The organism is Herbaspirillum rhizosphaerae, assembly GCF_001189965.1.
GTDB classification, from domain to species: Bacteria; Pseudomonadota; Gammaproteobacteria; order Burkholderiales; family Burkholderiaceae_D; genus Herbaspirillum; species Herbaspirillum rhizosphaerae.
On sequence record NZ_LFLU01000001.1, the window covers coordinates 444109 to 465615 of the forward strand.

Sequence of the window (21507 nt, forward strand, 5' to 3'; positions counted from 1 at the left end):
GCATGAATCCTTCACGCCTGTTTATTCTCCGGCCGGTCGCCACGTCGCTGCTGATGCTGGCGATTCTGCTGGCCGGCATCATGGCCTACAAGCAGTTGCCGCTGTCGGCGCTGCCGGAAGTCGATTACCCGACCATCCAGGTCGTCACGTTGTATCCCGGCGCCAGCCCGGATGTGATGACGTCCTCGGTCACTGCGCCGCTGGAACGCCAGTTCGGCCAGATGCCCGGCCTCAACCAGATGTCGTCGACCAGCTCGGGCGGCGCATCGGTGATCACGCTGCAATTCAACCTCGACCTCAGCCTCGACATCGCCGAACAGGAAGTGCAGGCAGCGATCAACGCCGGCGGCAACCTGTTGCCGTCGGACTTGCCGGCGCCGCCGATCTACAGCAAGGTCAATCCGGCCGACACGCCTATCCTGACGCTGGCGGTGACCTCCAAGACCCTGCCGCTGCCGAAGGTGCAGGATCTGATCGACACGCGTCTGGCGCAAAAGATTTCGCAGCTTTCCGGCGTCGGTCTGGTGAGCTTGTCGGGCGGGCAGCGTCCGGCCGTGCGCATGCAACTGAATCCGCGCGCGATCGCTTCGCTGGGCATGAACCTGGACGACATCCGCACCGCTATCGGCAACGCCAACGTCAACCAGGCCAAGGGCAGTTTCGACGGCCCGACGCGCGCCTCGACCATCGACGCCAACGATCAGCTGAAGTCCGCCGACGAGTATCGCAACCTCATCATCGCCTACAAGAACGGCGCGCCGATCCGCGTATCCGACGTGGCCGACGTGGTCGACGGCGCAGAAAACGTTCGCCTCGGCGCCTGGGCCAACGAGTCCGCCGCCGTCATCGTCAACATCCAGCGCCAGCCCGGCGCCAACGTGATTGCCGTGGTCGACAGCATCAAGAAGATCCTGCCGACCTTGCAATCCAGCTTGCCGGGCGCCATCGACGTGCAAATTCTCACTGACCGTACGACGACCATCCGCGCCTCGGTGGACGACGTCAAGTTCGAGCTGCTGCTGTCGATCGTGCTGGTGGTGATGGTGATCTTCGTCTTCCTGCGCAACATCCCGGCAACCATCATTCCGAGCGTGGCCGTGCCGCTGTCGCTGGTGGGCACCTTCGGCATCATGTACATGGCCGGCTTCTCGATCAACAACCTGACGCTGATGGCGCTGACGATTGCCACCGGCTTCGTGGTCGACGATGCGATCGTCATGATCGAGAATATCTCGCGCTACATCGAAGAGGGCATGGAGCCCTTGCAGGCGGCCTTGAAGGGCGCGCAGCAGATCGGCTTCACCATCATCTCGCTGACGTTTTCGCTGATCGCCGTGCTGATCCCGCTGCTGTTCATGGGCGACGTGGTGGGGCGGCTGTTCCACGAATTCGCCGTCACGCTGGCGGTGGCGATCCTGATCTCGGCCGTGGTGTCGCTGACGCTCACGCCGATGATGTGCGCGCGCCTGCTGCATCACGTGCCGGAAGAAAAGCAGGGCTGGTTCTATCACAAGAGCGGCGCCTTCTTCGATCGCATCATCGCGCGCTACGGCGTGATGCTGGAATGGGTGCTCAACCGCCAGCGCTCCACCTTGCTGGTGGCGCTGGGCACGCTGGCGCTGACGGTGGTGCTGTACATCTACGTGCCCAAGGGTTTCTTCCCGGTGCAGGACACCGGCGTGATCCAGGGTATTTCCGAGGCGACGCAATCGGTGTCGTTCGGCGCCATGGCCGAGCGTCAACAGCAACTGGCGAAAGTCGTGCTGGAAGACCCCGCGGTCGACAGCCTGTCGTCCTTCATCGGCGTCGACGGCATCAACGCCACGCTCAACAGCGGCCGCATGCTGATCAATCTCAAGCCGCATGCCGAGCGCGACATCAGCGCCAGCGACATCATCCGCCGCCTGCAACCCAAGCTCGCCGAAAAAGTCCCCGGCATCACGCTCTACATGCAGCCGGTGCAGGACCTGACCATCGAAGACAGCGTCAGCCGCACGCAATACCAGTTCACGCTGGAAGACGCCGACTCCGCCGAACTCAGCACCTGGGTGCCGAAGCTGGTGGAGCGCCTGCGCCAGCTGCCGGAACTGGCCGACGTCGCCAGCAACGTGCAGGATCAGGGTTTGCAGGCCTATGTCGAGATCGACCGCGACGCCGCTTCACGCATGGGCATCACCACGGCCGCGATCGACAACGCCTTGTACAACGCCTTCGGCCAGCGCCTGATCTCGACCATCTACACGCAATCGAATCAGTACCGCGTGGTGATGGAGGTCAAGCCGGAATTCCAGAAGGGGCCGGATGCGCTCAACAGCATCTTCCTGGTCGCCTCCAACGGCAACCAGATTCCGCTGGCCAGCATCGCCAAGGTGACCGAGCGCACTGCGCCGCTGGTGGTCAATCACCTCGGCCAGTTCCCGTCGGCGACGGTGTCGTTCAACCTGGCGGCCGGTTCGTCGCTGGGCGAAGCCGTCAAGGCCATCACTGCTGCCGAGAAGGCGATCAACCTGCCCGACAGCATCGCCACCAACTTCCAGGGCGCGGCGCTGGCCTTCCAGGCTTCGCTGTCGAATACGCTGTGGCTGATCCTGGCCGCGATCATCACCATGTACATCGTGCTCGGCGTGCTGTACGAAAGCTACATCCATCCGATCACGATTCTGTCGACCTTGCCGTCGGCGGGCGTGGGGGCGCTGTTGTCGCTGATGATTTCGCGCAACGACCTCGGCATCATCGGCATCATCGGCATCATCCTGCTGATCGGCATCGTCAAGAAGAACGCGATCATGATGATCGACTTTGCGCTCGAGGCCGAGCGCAACGAGGGCAAGTCGCCGCGCGAAGCCATTTATCAGGCGTGTCTGCTGCGCTTCCGTCCTATCCTGATGACGACCATGGCGGCCTTGCTCGGCGCCTTGCCGCTGATGCTGGGCACCGGCGTCGGCTCGGAACTGCGCCAGCCGCTGGGGATCACGATGGTAGGCGGTTTGCTGGTGTCGCAAGTGCTGACGCTGTTCACCACGCCGGTGATCTATCTGGGCTTCGACAGCCTGGCCAAGCGCATGCGCAAGCGTTTCGGCAAGGACAAGCTTGACCATGCCGACGATCTCGATGACCGGGATGACAATGCGCCTTCTGCACCGGCACCGTCCTTGCCGCCGCACGCCTGATGCCGGAACGAGCTGAGACAGCATGAATATTTCGCGTCCCTTTATCGAACGGCCCATCGCCACCACCTTGCTGACCATCGGCATTGCGCTGGCGGGCATCGTGGCGTTCCGCCTGTTGCCGGTGTCGCCCTTGCCGCAGGTCGACTATCCGACCATTTCCGTCTCCGCCTCGATGCCCGGCGCCAGCCCGGAAACCATGGCGGCCACCATCGCCACGCCGCTGGAGCGGGCGCTCGGCGCCATCGCCGGCGTCACCGAGATGACTTCGTCGAGCTCGCTGAACTCCACCCGGATCACGCTGCAGTTCGATCTCACGCGCGACATCGATGGCGCCGCCCGCGACGTGCAGGCTGCGTTGAACGCGGCGCGCAACCTGCTGCCCTCCGGCATGCCGAGCAATCCGAGCTATCGCAAGGTCAATCCGGCGGATGCGCCCATCCTGATCCTGGCGCTGACCTCCGACACCATGACGCAAGGGCAGATGTACGACGCGGCCGACAGTATCCTGGCGCAGAAGCTGTCGCAGGTGCGCGGCGTCGGCCAGGTCAGCGTCGGCGGCAGTTCGCAGCCGGCGGTGCGGATCGAGCTGAATCCGACTGCGCTCAACAAGTACGGCATCGGCTCGGCCGACGTGCGTACGGCAGTCGCCGCCACCAATGCCAATCGTCCCAAGGGCATCGTCGAAGACGGCGACCGCAACTGGCAGATCTATGCCAACGACCAGGCCAAGACCGCCGCCGAGTACGCGCCGCTGATCGTCTCGTATCGCAACGGTGCGCCGGTGCGCGTGCGCGATGTGGCCGAAGTCAAGGATTCGGTTGCCGACGTGCGCAACGCCGGTTCCGCCAACGGTAAGCCGTCGGTGCTGCTGATCCTCAACCGCCAGCCGGGCGCCAACATCATCGAGACGGTGGATTCGGTCATGGCCTTGCTGCCGCAGTTGCGCGCATCGATTCCGCACGCCATCAACCTTGAGGTGATGATGGATCGCACGCCGACCATCCGCGCCTCGCTCAAGGACACCGAGAAGACCTTGCTGATGTCGATCGCGCTGGTGATCATGGTGGTGTTCATCTTCCTGCGCAACTGGCGCGCCACGCTGATCCCGAGCGTGGCGGTGCCGGTGTCGCTGATCGGCACCTTCGGCGTGATGTACCTGCTGGGCTACAGTCTGGACAACCTGTCGCTGATGGCGTTGACGATCGCCACCGGTTTCGTGGTCGATGACGCCATCGTCGTGCTGGAAAACATCTCGCGCCATATCGAGCAGGGCATGAAGCCGGTCAAGGCGGCGCTGATCGGCGCGCGCGAAGTCGGTTTCACGGTCTTGTCGATGAGCATTTCGCTGATCGCGGTGTTCATCCCCATCCTGATGATGGGCGGTATTGTCGGTCGCCTGTTCCGCGAATTTGCGGTGACGCTGTCGGTGGCGATTCTGGTCTCGTTGCTGGTGTCGCTGACGACTACACCGATGATGTGCGCCAAGCTGCTCAAACGCGAGAGCGAGCAAGAGCGCAAGCCGGGCCGCTTCTTCACGGCAGTGGAACGCCTGTTCGACAGCATACTGCGCGGATATGAACGTTCGCTGGCGTGGGCGCTGCGCTTCTCGCCGCTGATGATCGTCATCTTGTTCGCGACCATCGCGCTCAACGTCTACCTGTACGTGATCGTGCCCAAGGGCTTCTTCCCGCAACAGGATACCGGCCGGCTGATCGGCGGCATTCGCGGCGACCAGTCGATTTCCTTCCAGGCGATGCGCATCAAACTCAATGAATTCATCGAGATCGTGCGCCAGGATCCGGCGGTGGATAACGTCACCGCCTTCACCGGCGGCGGGCGGCGCAACGGCGGCAGCATGTACGTTGCGCTCAAGCCTTTGTCCGAGCGCAAGATATCGGCCGACAAGGTGATCGCCCGTTTGCGCGGCAAGCTGGCGCATGTGGCGGGGGCCAACGTGTTCCTGCAGGCGGCGCAGGATATCCGCGTCGGCGCGCGCCAGAGCGACTCGCAGTACGAATTCACGCTGCAATCGGACGACCTGGAGATGCTGCGCACCTGGGAGCCCAAGATCCGCCTGGCGTTCTCCAATCTGCCGCAACTGGAGGACGTCACCACCGACCAGCAGGACAAGGGTTTGCAGACCACGCTGACGATAGACCGCGAGACGGCGATCCGCAGCGGCGTCACACCGCAGCTGATCGATTCCAGCCTGAGCGACCTGTTCGGGCAGCGTCAGATATCCACCATCTACAGCGGCATGAACCAGTACCACGTGGTGATGGAAGCCGCGCCGCAATACTGGCAAAGCCCGGAAATCCTCAACAGCACCTACGTCAGCCTGGCCAACAGTACCGCCAACCTGTCGCCGACGACCTCGGCGCTGGGTACGCCGCCGGCGCTGACGGCGGGCGGCAAGCTCAACTCCAACTCGTCGCTGGCGCTGACCTTGTCGACTGCGGCATCGAAGCAGGTGCCGCTGACCTCGTTCTCACGGTTTGCGCCGACGACGACGGCCCTGAGCGTCAGCCATGAAGGGCAGTTCATTGCCTCGACGATCTCCTTCAACCTGGCCGAAGGCGTCTCGTTGTCGCAGGCAACCGACGTCATCAACGACACGCTGGCGCGCCTCGGTGTGCCGACGGCCGTGCACGGCGCATTTGCCGGCACCGCCAATGCCTTCCAGTCGTCGATGGGCAGCCAGCCTTTGCTGATCCTCACGGCCTTGCTGGCGGTGTATATCGTGCTCGGCATCCTGTATGAAAGCCTGGTGCATCCGATCACGATTCTTTCGACCTTGCCGTCAGCGGGTGTCGGTGCGCTGCTGGCCTTGCTGGCGACCGGGACCGACTTCAGCCTGATCGCGCTGATCGGCGTGATCCTGCTGATCGGCATCGTCAAGAAAAACGCCATCATGATGATCGACTTCGCCCTGCAGGCCGAACGTACGCGCGGCCTGTCGCCGCGTGAAGCGATCTTCGAGGCGTGCAGCCTGCGCTTCCGTCCGATCATGATGACCACCATGGCGGCGCTGCTGGGTGCGATACCGCTGGCGCTGGGCACCGGCGACGGCGCCGAGCTGCGCCAGCCGCTGGGGATTTCGATCGTCGGCGGCCTGATCGTCAGCCAGATGCTGACGCTGTACACCACGCCGGTCGTCTATTTGTACATGGAGCGTTTCCGCCTGTGGAGCAAGGGCTTGTTCGAACGCAAGACGGCGCGAGTAAACTCGGCAGATTCGGCAGACTCGACGAATGCGGGCGCGGCTTAAGCAGCGGCGCTCACGGAGAAATGAAAATGACACACGCAAAAAACTATCGCACCTTGACGATGTTCTCGCTGGCCCCTGTGGTGCTGGCGCTTGCCGCATGTTCGGTCGGTCCCGACTACGTGCGACCGAAGATGGACGAGGCGCCGGCCGTCTTCAAGGAAGGCCAGAACTGGAAGCCTGCGCAACCGCGCGAACTGACGGCCGACGGCAAATGGTGGGAAATGTTCGGCGATGCGCAACTTGATGCGCTGGTCGCGCAGGTCGATATTTCGAACCAGAACCTGGCGCTGGCCGAAGCCAATTTCCGCAGCGCCATGGCATTGGTGCAAACTTCGCGCGCGGCTTATTCGCCGACGCTGGACGCCTCGGCTTCTGCCACGCGTAGCCGCTCAGGCAGCAGCTCCAGCAATTCCTCTTCGACGAATGCCGGCGTGCGCAACTCGTATTCCTTTGCGCTGAATGCTTCATGGGAAGCCGACGTTTGGGGACGGGTGCGGCGCGACGTCGAAGCCAGCCAGGCCAGCGCCCAGGCCAGTGCGGCAGATCTGGCGGCGACCCGCCTCTCGGCCCAGGCGCAACTGGCGCAAAACTATCTGCAACTGCGCGTGCTGGATGCCCAGCAAAAGCTGCTGGACGAGACGGTGGAGGCTTACCAACGTTCTTACCAGCTCACGAAAAACCAATATGCGGCTGGCATAGTCGCCAAATCGGACGTTATCCAGGCGCAGAGCCAGTTGAATTCGGCCCAGGCGTCGGCGCTGGACAATGGCGTCTCGCGCGCCCAGATCGAGCACGCGATCGCGCTGTTGGTGGGCAAGACCCCGTCCACCTTTAGCCTGCCCAAGGCGCCGCTGGAAGCCAGCGCGCCGCCGATTCCGCAAGGCTTGCCTTCGATGTTGTTGGAGCGTCGTCCCGACGTGGCGGCAGCCGAACGCCGCGTGGCGGCAGCCAACGCCAAGATCGGTGTGGCCAAGGCGGCCTATTTTCCGAGTCTGACACTGTCGGCGTCAGGCGGCTATCAGAGTTCGAGTTTCGCCGACTGGTTCTCGCTGCCGGGACGCGTATGGTCGCTCGGCCCGCAACTGGCGCAATCGATTTTTGACGGCGGCTTGCGCCGCGCTGCCACCGATCAGGCGATCGCTTCGTATGACGGCACCGTGGCGGAGTACAAGCAGGCCGTGCTGACCGCGTTCCAGGAAGTGGAAGATAACCTGGCGGCGCTGCGCATCCTGGAGCAAGAGGCCGTGGTACAGAATGAAGCCCTGCTGTCAGCACGTCAGGCGGTGCTGCTGGTGACCAATCAATACAAGGCCGGCACCGTCAGCTATGTGAACGTGATTACCGCACAGGCCACCGCATTTTCAGCTGAACGCACGGCGCTGGATATCCTTAATCGTCGCATGGCGGCCAGCGTGTTGCTGGCCAAGGCTCTGGGCGGCGGCTGGAGCGACTCAAGCCTGAACGACCTGCAACCGGTTGTGCGCAAGTAGGGCGGTTAGGGCAAGGCTCAGGCCGGCAAGTCGGCCAGCTGCGCGCGCAACATGCCGCGCAGCGCATTGCAGACAATAATCTCTTCCGCACGCGCCAGATCTGTGCGCGTGATGTTCGCTTCGCTTGCCGCCAGGTCCGGATCGGCTAGCAGCACCTCGCGCATGATTCCCGGCAACACACCCGCCGACAGATGAGGCGTCAGCCAGCGACCATCCAGCTTCACAAACACGCTGCTGCGTCCGCCCTCGGTCAGTTCATCGCGCTCATTGAAGAACAGCATGTCGAAGCCGCCGCCGCGTTCGGCGTTTTTCCAGGCGTCGTCATAAATTGTGCGCACCGAAGTCTTGTGGCGCAAAAACAGATCGTCGCTGGCGGTGGCGACCGGCGAGACGAATACCTTGACCGGTTCCGCCAACGGCGACAACGCGCCTTGTTGCAGGCGCAGCGCGCCGTCGCGATGCAGGTCGAGGCGGAGGCGGTGCGGCGTGGCCGGCGGCAGTTGTGCGCAAGCCTGATTGAGCGCGGCGCGAATGGCAGTGTCGTCAAACAGGAAATTGAAATAGTACGCCGAACGCTGCAGGCGTTGCAGATGCAGGTCGAGATGCCTACAGCCGTCTTCCTGCGTGGCGCAGATAGTTTCGAACAGGCTGAAATCGCTTTTCAGCCCGGTCAGGAAACCCGCCTTCAGCTTGCATTCGGCATATTCGTCGGCAGCATTGCTGTCATGGACGATACCGGCGCCGACGCCCATTTCACCGCTGCGCACGCCGTCTTGCGGCGCCTGCAATACCAGGGTGCGGATCGGCACCGACATGCAGAAGTCGCCGATAGCGGCGTTATCCCCGGCAGCGTCGAACCAGCCGATGGCGCCCGTGTACAAGCCGCGCGGGGAGCTTTCCAGCTCGCGGATGATTTGCATGGTGCGTCGCTTGGGCGCGCCGGTGATCGAGCCGCAGGGATAGAGGGCGGCGAATAGTTCTGCCAGCGTGACATCGGGGCGCAACTGCGCCGTGACGGTCGAGGTCATTTGCAGGACCTGGCCGTATCGTTCGACGGCGAACAGATGCGGCACCGCTACCGAGCCGTTGACGGCGATCCGGCCCAGGTCGTTGCGCAGCAGGTCGACGATCATCAGGTTTTCGGCGCGATTCTTTTCATCGTTCGACAATTCCTTTGCGCGCAATGCATCTTCTTGCGCATCGCCGCTGGCGCGCGCGGTGCCTTTCATCGGTTGCGCATGCAGCGTGCCGCGCGCATGGCGCACGAACAGCTCCGGCGAGAACGACAGGATGCAGCGCTGATCCGGCAAGCGGATGAAGGCGCCATAAGGCACCGGCTGACGCGCGCGCAGCTTGTTGTACAAGGCAGTCGGCGCGCCGTAGGCGTCGAAGTGCAGCCGGTAGGTGTAGTTGACCTGATAGGTGTCGCCAGCGGCGATGTAGTCGCGGATGCGGGCGATGTCGTCGGTGAATTGCTGCTCATCCACGCTGGCGCGGACGTCGGCGACGCCGCTTGCATTCGCGGTGTCAGCGTCGGCTTGCTGCTGCAGCCAGGCCGTGGTCTCTGCTGCGCTCAGGAATTGGCATTGCTTGAATAGCAAGATTTCTGCCGGCGCCGGTTCGGCATCCCCGGTTGCCGCATGAGGATCGATGCCATGCAGTCCCGCACCCAGTTCATAGTGCAGCAAGGAGACCGCGTACAAACCGCCCCGGATTGCCTTTTCCATCGCGGCCAGCAGTGTCGGGAGTTCAGCGGCGCTGCGGCAGCTCAGTGTGGTGTGATAGTCCGTGTAGAGACGCGAGCGCGGCGTCGCGGCGCGCACATCGTTGTCGTCGAGCAAGGCAAAGCAGGGGAGCTGCATCATAGAGCAAAAAACGCTGCAAATTCACAAGGGATGGCAAGTATGGCGTATTGCGCCCGGCATTGCAGGCGGCGAGGGCGTACCGCGTCGCCCGCTATGCGTGCCCGGCAGCATCATAGCTTAAACGGTATACTGGCAGACATTTCCCCGTATCCGGACCGGTCGTCCGGGTGGTTGCAATGAGTTGCATTTAGTTGCAATCGGCTGTAATCGAAGCAGTCACGACCTCTTCTCCACTCTCATTTTCTCCGATGGCATTTCCGCGCACATTCACCATTCCCCTGATCGTTGCCTGCGCCTTGTTCATGGAGCAGATGGATTCCACCGTGATCTCCACGTCGCTGCCGGTACTGGCGGTCGACATGGCGGTCGACCCGATCTCGCTCAAGCTGGCGCTGACGTCTTATCTGGTCAGTCTGGCGGTGTTCATCCCGATCAGCGGCTGGATGGCGGACCGCTTCGGCGCACTCACGATTTTTCGCTCGGCGATCTGCGTCTTCATGATGGGTTCGATCCTGTGCGGCATTTCGCAGAACCTGCCGGAGTTCGTCGCCGCGCGCTTCTTCCAGGGCATCGGCGGCGCGATGATGGTGCCGGTCGGACGGCTGGTCATCCTGCGCAGCGTGGACAAGGCCAACCTGGTCAAGGCGCTCAGCTACCTGACGATTCCGGCGATGTTCGGCCCGGTGCTGGGGCCGCCGCTGGGCGGTTTCATCACGACGTATTTTCACTGGCGCTGGATTTTCTTCATCAATATTCCGATCAGCATTCTCGGCTTGTACCTGGCCACGCGCTTCATTGAAAACAAGAAGGAAGCGCAGGTCGCGCCGCTCGACTGGCCCGGTTTTATCCTGTCGGCGCTGGGCTGTTCATTGCTGATGATGGGGCTGGCGACCGCCGGCCGTCATCTGGTGTCGGGAGAAATCTCGCTGGCGTGCGTGGTGGTGGGCGCGCTGTCGCTGGTTGCGTACGTGTGGCATGCGCGTCGTACCGAATATCCGCTGATCGATCTGAACCTGTTGAAGATCACCACCCTGCAAGCCGGCGTCGGCGGCGGTTCGCTGTTCCGGCTGGGGATAGGCGCGATTCCTTTCCTGCTGCCGCTGATGTTGCAGCTGGGGTTCGGCTTCACCGCTTTTCACTCCGGTTTGCTGACCTGCGCCTCGGCGGCCGGCGCCATGTTCATGAAGACGATCGCGGCGAAATTCCTCAAGCGTTACGGCTTCCGCCGCGTGATGATCATCAACGGCACCTGCGGCGTGATTTCGCTCGCGGCCATCGGCCTGTTCACCCAGACCACGCCGTACGCCGTGATGCTGATCGTGCTGCTGATCGGCGGCTGTTTCCGCTCCTTGCAATTCACCAGCCTCAACGCGATTTCCTACGCCGACGTCGATACGCACAAGCTGAGCCAGGCCACCAGCATCGCCAGCGTGGCGCAGCAACTGTCGGTGGGGATGGGCGTGGTGCTGGGCGGTTTCGCCTTGCAGACTTCGAATCATTTGCAGGGACATGCAACGCTGGTGGCGCAGGACTTCTGGCCGGCTTTCTTGACGGTTGCGGTGGCGGCTTCGTTTTCGATTCCCTTGCTGATGCGTCTGCCCGCGAACGCCGGCGCCGAGCTGGCCGGACGCGCTTCTGAATCTGCCCCGGCTGCCAAGCCCACATCCGCATAAACGCCGGAAAGACCATTCCCGACATGCAGCTCAAATACAGCGTCTTCCCCCTCGGAGCAGTACTGATCTGGGCCGGCAATACCGTCGTCAGCAAGATGTCGGCGGGGCTGATCGAGCCGGCGGCGATTTCCTTTTATCGCTGGCTGCTGGCAGGCTTGATCCTGACGCCGTTCCTGCTGAAACCGGTCTGGCGGCAACGCCGCACGATACAGCCGCATCTGCCGAAGATCCTGGTGCTGGCCCTGCTCGGGATGGTGCTGTACCAGAGTCTTGCCTACTTTGCCGCGGCGACCTCGTCGGCGACCAGCATGGGCATGATCGCGTCGCTGATGCCGTTGCTGACCCTGCTGCTGAGCAGCCTGTTCCTGCGTGAACCGCCGACCTGGGGCACGCTGATCGGCGGCGTGCTGTCGCTGCTGGGGCTGATGATCCTGATCGGCAAGGGCCACCCCATGCAGTTGTTCGAACACGGCGTGGTGTTCGGCGACATCCTCATGTTGCTGGCGACGGTGGCCTACGCTTTATACGGCGTGCTGCTGCGCAAATGGGCCTTGCCGATTGCCTCCTGGCATCTTCTGTATCTGCAGATCTGGATCGCGGTGGTGCTGTTGTTCCCGCCATTCCTGCTGGCGCCATATTCGCCGGTGACGGCGGCCAATCTGCCGTTGCTACTGTACGCCGCCATCGCGGCATCGATCATTTCCCAGATCCTGTGGATGAACGGCGTCGCCCATCTGGGCGCCAGCCATGCGACGGTGTTCATGAACTTGTTTCCTATTTTTACCGTCATAATTGCGGTGGCGGCTCTGGGCGAGTCCGTGCATTCGTATCACGCCATCGGCGGCGGCATTACGCTGGTCGGCGTGCTGCTGGCGCAAATGCTGAAGCAAAGAATCGTGCGCCCGGCCGTCTGATCGGCATCAAAAAAAAGGTAAAACATGATCGAGACAAACATGATCGTCAACTGCACGGTCTACAAGAAGGGCAAGAAGCTGCGCGAGATCACTCTCGATGAAATCAGCGACGTGCTGGCGGAGGACGGCACCTTCGTCTGGCTCGGCCTGCTTGAGCCGAACGTCGAGCTGATGAACAAGATCAAGGAAGAGTTCCACCTGCACGAGCTGGCAGTGGAAGACGCCTATGCGGCCCACCAGCGCCCCAAGATCGAGGAATACGGCGATACCTTGTTCGTGGTGCTGCACACCGCGCAATTGGCCGACGGCGAGGTGCAGTTCGGCGAAACCCACATCCTGACCGGACCGCGTTTTGTGGTCACGGTGCGCCACGGCGCCTCGCGCAGCTACGCCAAGGTGCGCGAACACTGCGAGATGCTGCCCGAGCGCCTAGGACGAGGCCCCAGCTTCGTGCTGTACGCGATCATGGACTTCGTGGTCGACAACTACCGTCCCATCATGGACGACCTCGAGGCCAAGTTCACCCAGTACGAAGCACAGCTGTTCGACCCGACCGCCAATACCGGCAAAGCCTATCTGCAAGAGCTCTACCAGCTGAAGCGCCAACTGATCCGGCTGCGTTCGGCGGCTTCGCCCTTGCTGGATGTCTGTACCCAGCTGCTGCGCTTCCACGAAGGCCTGATCACCAAGGAAGGCAAAGTCTACTTCCGCGACATCTACGACCACGTGGTGCGCTTCATCGACACCGGCGACCGCCTGCGCGAAATGGTCGAGTCGGCGGTGCAGATCAACCTGGCCCAGGTCACCATCCATCAGAATGAAATCGTGCAGACGCTGGCCGGCTGGGGTGCGATCCTGGCCATCCCGACCATGATTTTCAGCTTGTACGGCATGAACTTCGCGAATATGCCGGGCCTGTCCTGGCAATGGAGTTTTCCGCTGGTGCTGTTGGGTATTGCCACCGGCTGTTCGCTGCTATGGCGTCGTTTGCGCAAGGCGGGGTGGCTGTAATGGTTGATGGATGCCGGTGATTCGTCGATAAGGCGACTCGGAAGAAGGACGTAAAAAAGGGCGGAGATGACCGCCCTTTTTTACGTCCGTCGAAATGGCTGTCGAACTCAATCGAAGCGGCGGTTATACAAAATATTCAAACCGTTGATGGTGCCCGTGCGCGCCACCACCGACCAGCGGCGCGACAGCTGCCACGTCGCCTTGGCGATACTGGCGGCGCCGGTCAGGCTTTGTTCGTAGCCGACTGATAGCTTTTCCGAAATCGCCTTGCCGAGATTGACGACCTGTTCGTCGGAGAGCCCCGATTCGCTGGAGCCGATGGAGAACTGGTCGAGGCCGATGTCCTTGGCGATCTTCTTGCCGCCGAAATTGCCGACGAAAGCGAGCGCCTGGCTGCTGGCGCTGCGCTGGCCGAGTCCGGAGCTGTCGCTGCCGTGGCCGAACATCATCCATGACAGTTTTTCGTCGTCCGGCACGTTCGGTTCCGACACCAGGCGCACGCGCGGCTGGTTGGCGTTGCCGGTGACTTCGACGCCGGCTTCGACGTCCTGGTTGCGGCGCATGGCCAGGATATTGAGATTCGGATTGCTGATCGGTCCCTGGAAATTGATGATGCCGCGCTCGATGTTGAGCTTGGTGCCGAAGGCTTCGTAGGTGCCTTCCGCGACATTGATGGTGCCGGTGGCGCGCAAGGGCAGCAGGGGTTCGCTGCGTACCGTCATGTCGCCGCGCAGGCGCAGGTCGGCGCCGCTGCCGTTGAAGCGGAAGTTGTTGCCCAGATCAACCTGGATGTTCATCACCGGCGCAAAGCGTCCGGCCGGTTTTTCGGTGGCGGCGGTCAGCTTTTCTTTCGATGTCGCTGCTGCGCCGGCTTTGGCTTGGGCTTTTCCATCCTTGTCCTTGCGCACGATCACGACGTCGTCGCCCAGCTTGGGCGCGCTGCTCTTGGGCAGATCGAACAAGGCTTTGTCGACCACGAATTTGCCGTCGATGCGCAGTTGTTCATTGACGTTGGCAAGCTTGGCCTGGCCCGACAGCATCAACTGGCGGTCGGGGCTGGCGAACAGCTGCAGGCGGTCGGCGACGATGGTGGCGTTGAGGTCGGGATCGGAAGCGCCCAACTGCACCTTGCCGGTGGCGCGCAAGGTGCCTTCGCCGCCGTGGAATTCGATCTGGCGCAGGTCGATGACGTTGTCGTCCATGACGATGCGGGCGATGCCGTCCTTGAGCTGGATGCCCTGGTCGAACAAGGTCACGGCCAGGTTGTCGCCGTTGATGGAACCCGACAGGCGCGGCTTGGCGACCGTGCCGCCGGCGTTCAGCGCCATGGCCAGCTTGCCGTTCAGGCTGTATTGCGGACCGAGCAGGGCGCCGATGGTTTTGACGTCGGGGACGTTGAGCCGGGCTTGCGCCTTGAGCGGCGAATCCGCTGTCAGGGCGAGGATGCCGTCCTGCCGGATGAAGCCGGCCTGGCCGCCGGCTTCCACCGTGCCGATGCGGCTGGCGGCCATGCGTCCGTCGAATTTCGCTTCTTGTCCGGCCAGGTCGACACGCAATTGCAGCGCCGACAGCCCCAGCGCCACCAGCGAATTGCCGGCATTGACGGAGACGTCGCCGCTCTTGCGCGCGATCTGCAGGAAGCCGCTGGCGCTTTCCGCCAGCGCAAAGTTCCAGTCGGCGTCGAACACCAGATCGGTCTTGACCGGCGGCGGTGTGCCGGTCATTTCCTGCACCAGTTCCATCAGGCGGCCGACGTCGACGGCCCTGGCGCTGCCTTCCGAGCGGATGCGGCCCTGTTGATAGCTCAGGCTGCGCAGGTCGATGGCCATCTTGTCGACGTTGAGCCGCGTCGCACCGGCGATCACCGTATCGGGCGCCAGCGTCAGGCTCAGCGGCGAGGCCAGGGCGATGCGCGGCAAGCCCTGGTTGTCCAGCTTGTCGACGACGCCGTTCCAGCCGTAGCCGGTTTTATCTTCGGTGATCTTGCCGTGGGCGTTGAGCTGCAAGGCCAGCGTCTGATCCTTGATGCGGCCGTCGGCTTGCAGCGTCAGTTGATGACTGCCGTAGGTGCCGGATAAATTCACTTTCAGTTGCCTGAGCACCGCGTCCGGGCCGCTGTAGCCTTCGCCGTTCAGACTCAGTTGCAGTTTATTGCCGGCCGATGCCGCGCCACCCGCGAGGTCGGTTTGCAGATCGGTTTGACCGTCGAGTTTGTTCAGGTGATGCGGACCAAACGAGAGTTGCTCGCCGCTGTAGGTGGCACGCAGGTTCGGCCGCTGCATGGTGCCGGTCACCTGGCCGTCCAGCTTCAGCAGACCGGCGATGCCGAACCCCAGGCGTGCCAGTTGAGGTGCATTGACGTGGACGTCGAGACGGTCGGACGGCGCGCCGAAGGCGCCTTTGAGTTGCAACTGGTTGCCCGCCACCAGCAAATCGACGCTGCTGGGCAGCAGCCGTTTGCCGGCCAGTTGCACTTTGCCGTTGCCGCTCATGGGCAGGTTGTCGTAGCTGCTGTCGTGAATGGTGAAAGCGAGCTTCGCCTGCAGTTCCGGCGACAGCGAACCGCTGGTGTCGAAGTCCATGTTGATGCGTGCCGAGATGGATCTGCTGCCGGAATTTTTGGCACCCTTGCTGCCGGCGCTTGCCGGCACCGTGCCGGTATGCATCCACAAGGACGGATCGAAGTTGCTGAGTTTGCCCTTGAACGCATAATCCATCGCACCGACCGTTCCCAGTGTGCCGGCCAGTTCAAGACGCGCTTTGGCGGCAGTCAGCCGGACCTGTTTCAGCGTCACCTTGTCGGCGGTGACGGTGGCATCTGCGAGGACGTTGTAGACGGCGTCTTGCAGCTTGAGGGCGATGTCTTGTGCGTCCGGCTTCAACTGTACGGTGAGCGGGCCGCGCAGCGCGGTCGGTTTGAGTTCGCGGTGAATGGCGTGCAGGTCGAGATCGGTAATCTGGAAATCAAAACTGCTGGCTTTGTCTGCCGGGAGGAATTGTCCCTTGCCGGTGATGGCAGCCTTGTTGAGCAGCGCGACGTGCAAGTCCGACAGCTGCTGGCTGTCCGCACCCAGATCGACAGTAGCCTTGGCGGACGTCAACGGCAAGCGTTGCTGATCGATGCTGCCCGGGATGGCATTGCTGATCGTCACCTCGCCCGTTACGCGCAACTTGTCGGCGGTGGCGCCTGTTGCCGGCGCCAGATCGGCTTGCAGGCGGATGTCTGCTTTCGGTGCGCCGGGGCTGAACGTCTGCGGATTGATGTGCTGCAGGTCGACCTTGGCCTGCTTCAGCGGGACGGCGGCGAAGGGTGTGGCGACCACGTCCGCGGAGCCGTTGAGCTTGTCGCCGCTGGCGGTCAGGGCGATGCCAAGTTCTTCAAGAGAGCCGGACAATTGCGCCGCCAGCTGGAATTTCTCCTGCAGCTTTTCTTGCTGATACAGGCCTGCCAGTTCGACGCCGCCGCTGGCGGCAAAGGGCCGTTTACCATTCAGATGCAGCAGCGCTGTCGCCTGGCCGAAAGCGGTCGTCAGCTTGTCCAGCACCAGCGTATGCTGCACGCCGTCGGAGGCGCCGTGCAATTGCAGGCCGCTGAGCTCGGTGACGGAAGTGCCGGTTTGCAGGCGCAGCTGCTGCAGCGAGATGTCGTTCAGGTCCAGGGCCAGCGGCAAGCTCAGCGAGGACGGCAGGACGGTCGGCGTCGGCGGTGTCGGCTGTTGGTTGATGTCGACCGTGCCGATGTGCAGATAGGACACCGTCAAGCGGCGCTGGCGCAAGGACAGGCGCCAGCTGGATTCGATGCGATCGATATCGAGCTGCATGGCGGCATCGCGGTAGCGCAGATCGCGCAGGCGTATGCCTTCGGCCAGATTGCCGCCGACAAACTGGCCCGACAACTTGCCTTGCATCGCCCACACCGCAACGCGCCATGCGTTGCGTGTGCCGCTGTCGGTGCCGGCCAGCCAGACCGTTGCCGCCGTCAGCGCGAGCAATGACGCGACGACGATCGCCAGCAGCCGGCGTCCCAGGCGCCTGCCTTTGTGCGGAGCAGGGGCGGGCGCTTGCTGGTTGTCATTGGCGTCAGGTACTGTCGGAGCGGTCATGCGTACGTCGTGTCGATGTGAGAGTAAAAATTAAAAGGCGATGCCGAGCGAAATGTGCGGACGGATCTGCTTTTTCTGTATGCCGTAAGCCAGGTCCAGATTGAGCGAACCGACCGGGCTGCGCCAGCGCGCACCGGCGCCGACGCCGTTGTAGAAGGTTTTGTTGTTCCAGTTGTCGGCCGCCGCGCCGACGTCGTAGAACACCGCCGCTCCCCATTTCTCGGTAAACCAGCGCTGATATTCGGCGCTGCCAGTCACCAGATATTTGGTCGGATAGACGGTGCCGTTTTGTTCGTTGCCGATGCTGTCGTAGCTGTAGCCGCGCACCGACTCGTTGCCGCCGGCGCGAAACAGCAGCGACGCCGGGACTTCCGACGCCGAGCCCTTGGTGAAGACGCCGCCCAGTTCAGTGCGGAAGATGATCAGGTCGCGCTTGGCGACCGGCAGGTATTGCTTGAAGCGCCCGTAGATACGGCCGAAGGTCTGGTCGGTGATCACGCCCTTGAGCGCGAAACCGGTTTCTATCGTCAGCAGATTGCCGTGGCGCGGAAAGATGGGATCGTCAACATTGCGGCGCGCCCATGAGAATCCCGGCACCAGCGCCTGATGCTTGCCTTGCGAAATGACGGTGTCGCTCGGCAGGGTGGCGCCATTCTCCTGTTGCAATTCGTCGCGGTAATAAGTCAGCGTGTAGGCGGTGTCGTACAGCTCGCCGGTGCGTGCGCGTTTGATGCCGGCGCGCAGGCTGCGCAGGTCGACGCCCTCGAGCCGGGTGCGCTCCATCGAGGTGTTGACGCTGTTGACGAAGTTCTTGCTGTCCGGCGGCATGGCCAGGTTGAGCAAGCCGTACTGGCGCTTTTGCTCCAGCCGCAACTGGCTGTCGAAGACATAGGCCTTGTTGAAGACGTTGTAGTGCGTATAGCGGCCTTCGACCTGCGCACCGGTGTCGGTGGCGTAACCGACGCCGGTACGGATGCGTTGCGTGGGGAATTCGGTGACCTGCACCTTGACCGGCGCCATGTCGGAATTCTCCGGATCGTTGTCGATGCCGACGATGGCGTTGCTGAAGTAGGGGGTGTTCTGGATCTGGCGTTGCAGCGACAGCAGGCGATTGACGTCGTATTCTTCGCCGACGCTGAGCGGGTTGACGTTGCGGATGATGCTTTCCGGATAGCGCTTGGTGCCGGTGATCTGCAGCGGGCCCAGCGTGAAGCGCGGACCGCTGTCGTATTGCACCGTCAGGTCGGCCTGCTGATCGTCGGGATCGACGCTGGCTTGCGACCGGGCGATGCGGGCGGCGGCATACTTGTGCTGCTGCAGTTTTTCGAGCCCCTGGTTCTTGGCCGTATCCCAGTCTTCCTGGCGGAACGGCGCGCCTGCAGGTAAAGACCAGTTTTTCCGGATGTCGGCGATACGCGCACTGTCTTGTTGAGCGGCGGCGCCCGTTGCGGTGACCTCGACCGATCCGATCCTGGTCTGCGGCCCGGCTTCCACATGCAGTTGTACATGCTTCGTGCTTTTTTCACCCAGGGACTGTTCGACCTTGATGGTTGTCCTGGGCGTGAAATAGCCTTCGGTCGACGCCAGTTGCACCACCTGGTCGCTCACGGTGTCGAGCAGGAACTGCAACTGCTCGTCGCTCAGGTCGGCGCGATCCTGATAGCGCACCAGGTCGAGGTATTCCTTGAGCATCTTTTGCAGCGGCGCAGGAGCGTCGATGTCAACTTTATATGCGGCATGGGCAGATCCCGCTGCGCATGACAAAACAGCAATGGCGAATCGACGAGTCCATTTCATTGGGGCGTTCGGAAATCTTCGTAATTAAAGCACTCAGATGAAAGTGCAGTTAGGATGTTGTTTATTCTAGGGCCTGTTGACTAGGCTCTGCCGGGGATAAATAGTTCCCTGTTCGGAGTTCTGCGATCAGTGGTCGGCAAGGCAAATCGGGGTTGTCGTTATTGTATCCGGCAAACCGGAAAATCGAAGCAGTAGCAGGCAATTTGCTGCAATTTTTAATGTTTTCGCCATAGGGCAAGAGGAGCAGCTTGGTGAGTGAGCAAACAACGGCAACGGACAAGGCAACGCAGGAAAGTCTTATTTCAATCCATCGTTGGACGGATAAGCTGCTGACCTTCAGGACCACGCGTTCTGCCGATTATCGTTTTACACCGGGCCAGTTCGCGCGCCTGGGTTTGCTGATCAACGGCGAGATGGTCTGGCGCGCCTATTCGATCACGTCGGCTGAAGCCGAGGATCAGCTGGAGTATTACGCCATCGTTGTTCCCGGCGGCTTGTTCACGTCGGCGCTGAACCAGCTGCAACCGGGCGACCCGGTGTGGGTGGAAAAACTCAGTTACGGATTCATGACGCCGGACCGTTTTGCCGACGGCGAGGATTTCTGGATGCTGGCGACCGGCACCGGGCTCGGGCCGTATATTTCGATTTTGCAGCAGCGCGAGGTGTGGCAGCAGTTTCGCCATCTGATCCTGGTGCATTGCGTGCGGCACGAAGAAGAGCTGACCTATCAGGAAAAATTTGAAACCCTGCGCGCAGAGGCGGCGGCGCAAAACTTGCCGGCGCAATTGCAACTGATCCGGATGACGACGCGGGACGACGGTGCGGCGCAGCCCGATCGGCTGCAGGGCCGCATCACCAGCGCTCTGCGCGAAGGCCGGCTTGAGCGCGCCGCCGGCCTGGCGATCACGACTGCATCGTCGCGTCTGATGGTTTGCGGGAATCCGGACATGATTACCGAAGTGCGCGAGATCTTGAAAGAGCGGGGGCTTGGTCCTTGCCGTCGTGCCGGCGGCGGGCAATTCATTACCGAAGATTACTGGTGACGGGTTGTACAGCCCGGGGTGGGTGGCGATGCAGACGACCGGTCTCATCGCCATTTTTTTTTGCGTGTTGCGATAAGGCCTCAGATTGAGATGCGAGTCACGAAAATGAACGGCAAATCCTAAGCATTCTTATCGATATATTATTGTTGCTATATCGACAATAAACTCGGTTGGCGCCGACGATTTCCATCAATGTGGACGACGGTGGCGTCATCAGAAAGCAGGGGAGTCATTGCATGGCTTTTGATGCCGGATATCATTTTTTGGAGGTCTGCATGCTCAAAAAATAGATAGAGGCAGGGGGAAAATATTCATAAAAATAAGAATTTTCCTAAAGATTTTGGAGGGGCTCCCTTCCTATACTCGCCCTGTTATGAGTTCATTTTTTGGATGAATCTCGTAAATCCTTGTTGCTCCATTGCTTCTATTCCTGAGGGGGAAATATGTTTTGCATGGTTGGAGCGACAAATTGCCGAGTTGATGACAGGAGAAGCTATGAGTTTGATTTTGAACAAGGTATTGCAGATTGCAATTGCCGACGACCATCCGGTCGTATTGAGTGCGTTGAAAAACGAGTTGAGCCGTCTGCCGGAATTTCGCATCGTACTGATGGCGCCGACCGGAGAAAAATTGCTGGAGTCATTGCAACGCACACCGTGTGAAGTCGTCATCACTGACTTCGCCATGCCGACTGACGACAAGGACGAGTCGGACGGCTTTGTCCTGGTCAAGCGTATCCGTAACGACTATCCGTCGACCAAGCTGATCATCTACACCGCGATGAACAACAGCGCGGTAGTGAAACGTCTGTACCGCATGGGTGTGTTTTCGGTGATCAGCAAAAAGGAAAAAACGGAAGAACTGATTAACGCCTGCCTGGCGACGCAGACGAGCAAGCAGGTCTATTTCCCGGTTTCCTTGCGCGGCGAACTGGAGATGAGCTGGGCACAGGGCGACGCTTTTACGCAGAACAAGGAATTGACGATGAGCGAACTGGAAGTCGTGCGCTTGTTTGTCGGCGGCAGCTCGCTGAGCGACATCTGCGAACGTCTGTCGCGCACGCCAAGCACGGTGAGCACGCACAAGAACAACGCCATGCGTGCAGGCGACAGTAAATCTTGGACACTGAATCCGGTCTGAGTTGGACACTCAAACCGGATCAAGTTGGTCACC

At 61.7% G+C, this 21507-nt stretch carries 11 protein-coding genes; 8 read left to right on the top strand and 3 right to left on the bottom strand.

Annotation, left to right across the window (positions count from 1 at the left end):
• Window positions 1-2: 2 nt before the first annotated feature.
• From AKL25_RS01970 to AKL25_RS01980, 3 genes are read left to right on the top strand one after another with little or no spacing between them, the layout of a single operon-like run.
• Window positions 3-3170 carry an MdtB/MuxB family multidrug efflux RND transporter permease subunit gene (locus AKL25_RS01970; protein WP_050475947.1) on the top strand — a complete coding sequence of 1056 codons (3168 nt, stop codon included), beginning with the start codon at window positions 3-5 and terminating at the stop codon, window positions 3168-3170.
• A gap of 22 nt (window positions 3171-3192) precedes the next feature.
• The gene (locus AKL25_RS01975) at window positions 3193-6438 is read left to right on the top strand and encodes an efflux RND transporter permease subunit (protein ID WP_050475948.1); all 3246 of its coding nucleotides are present in this window, start codon (window positions 3193-3195) and stop codon (window positions 6436-6438) included.
• 26 nt (window positions 6439-6464) lie between these two features.
• Window positions 6465-7928: an efflux transporter outer membrane subunit gene (locus tag AKL25_RS01980; RefSeq protein WP_050476116.1), complete on the top strand. Its 1464-nt coding sequence runs from the start codon at window positions 6465-6467 to the stop codon at window positions 7926-7928.
• A 17-nt stretch (window positions 7929-7945) separates the two neighbouring features.
• On the opposite strand, the gene pabB is transcribed toward AKL25_RS01980, so the two are convergent.
• Window positions 7946-9793 (bottom strand): aminodeoxychorismate synthase component I, encoded by a 1848-nt coding sequence (pabB, locus tag AKL25_RS01985; protein WP_050475949.1) that lies wholly within the window; start codon window positions 9791-9793, stop codon window positions 7946-7948.
• Window positions 9794-10041: 248 nt separating this feature from the next.
• Between pabB and AKL25_RS01990 the strand changes: the two genes are divergently transcribed.
• Genes AKL25_RS01990 through AKL25_RS02000 form a run of 3 tightly spaced genes read left to right on the top strand, consistent with a single transcriptional unit; the run spans window position 10042 to window position 13391 of the window.
• Window positions 10042-11466 (top strand): DHA2 family efflux MFS transporter permease subunit, encoded by a 1425-nt coding sequence (locus AKL25_RS01990; RefSeq protein ID WP_050475950.1) that lies wholly within the window; start codon window positions 10042-10044, stop codon window positions 11464-11466.
• A 23-nt stretch (window positions 11467-11489) separates the two neighbouring features.
• Entirely contained in the window at window positions 11490-12380 is an 891-nt protein-coding gene (locus AKL25_RS01995; RefSeq protein ID WP_050475951.1) for a DMT family transporter, read from the top strand.
• 24 nt (window positions 12381-12404) lie between these two features.
• Window positions 12405-13391 carry a magnesium and cobalt transport protein CorA gene (locus tag AKL25_RS02000; protein ID WP_050475952.1) on the top strand — a complete coding sequence of 329 codons (987 nt, stop codon included), beginning with the start codon at window positions 12405-12407 and terminating at the stop codon, window positions 13389-13391.
• A gap of 107 nt (window positions 13392-13498) precedes the next feature.
• Here AKL25_RS02000 and AKL25_RS02005 read toward each other — a convergent pair whose 3' ends face one another.
• Together AKL25_RS02005 and AKL25_RS02010 are read right to left on the bottom strand one after the other, a co-directional pair.
• Complete coding sequence (locus AKL25_RS02005; RefSeq protein WP_050475953.1) at window positions 13499-17494, bottom strand: translocation/assembly module TamB domain-containing protein; 3996 nt, start codon at window positions 17492-17494, stop codon at window positions 13499-13501.
• 30 nt (window positions 17495-17524) lie between these two features.
• Entirely contained in the window at window positions 17525-19291 is a 1767-nt protein-coding gene (locus AKL25_RS02010; protein ID WP_050475954.1) for an autotransporter assembly complex protein TamA, read from the bottom strand.
• A gap of 251 nt (window positions 19292-19542) precedes the next feature.
• Here AKL25_RS02010 and AKL25_RS02015 point away from each other — a divergent pair, with 251 nt between their 5' ends.
• Window positions 19543-20334 carry a ferredoxin--NADP reductase gene (locus AKL25_RS02015; RefSeq protein ID WP_050476117.1) on the top strand — a complete coding sequence of 264 codons (792 nt, stop codon included), beginning with the start codon at window positions 19543-19545 and terminating at the stop codon, window positions 20332-20334.
• Window positions 20335-20829: 495 nt separating this feature from the next.
• Window positions 20830-21474: a response regulator transcription factor gene (locus AKL25_RS02020; protein WP_240475622.1), complete on the top strand. Its 645-nt coding sequence runs from the start codon at window positions 20830-20832 to the stop codon at window positions 21472-21474.
• Window positions 21475-21507 lie beyond the last annotated feature (33 nt).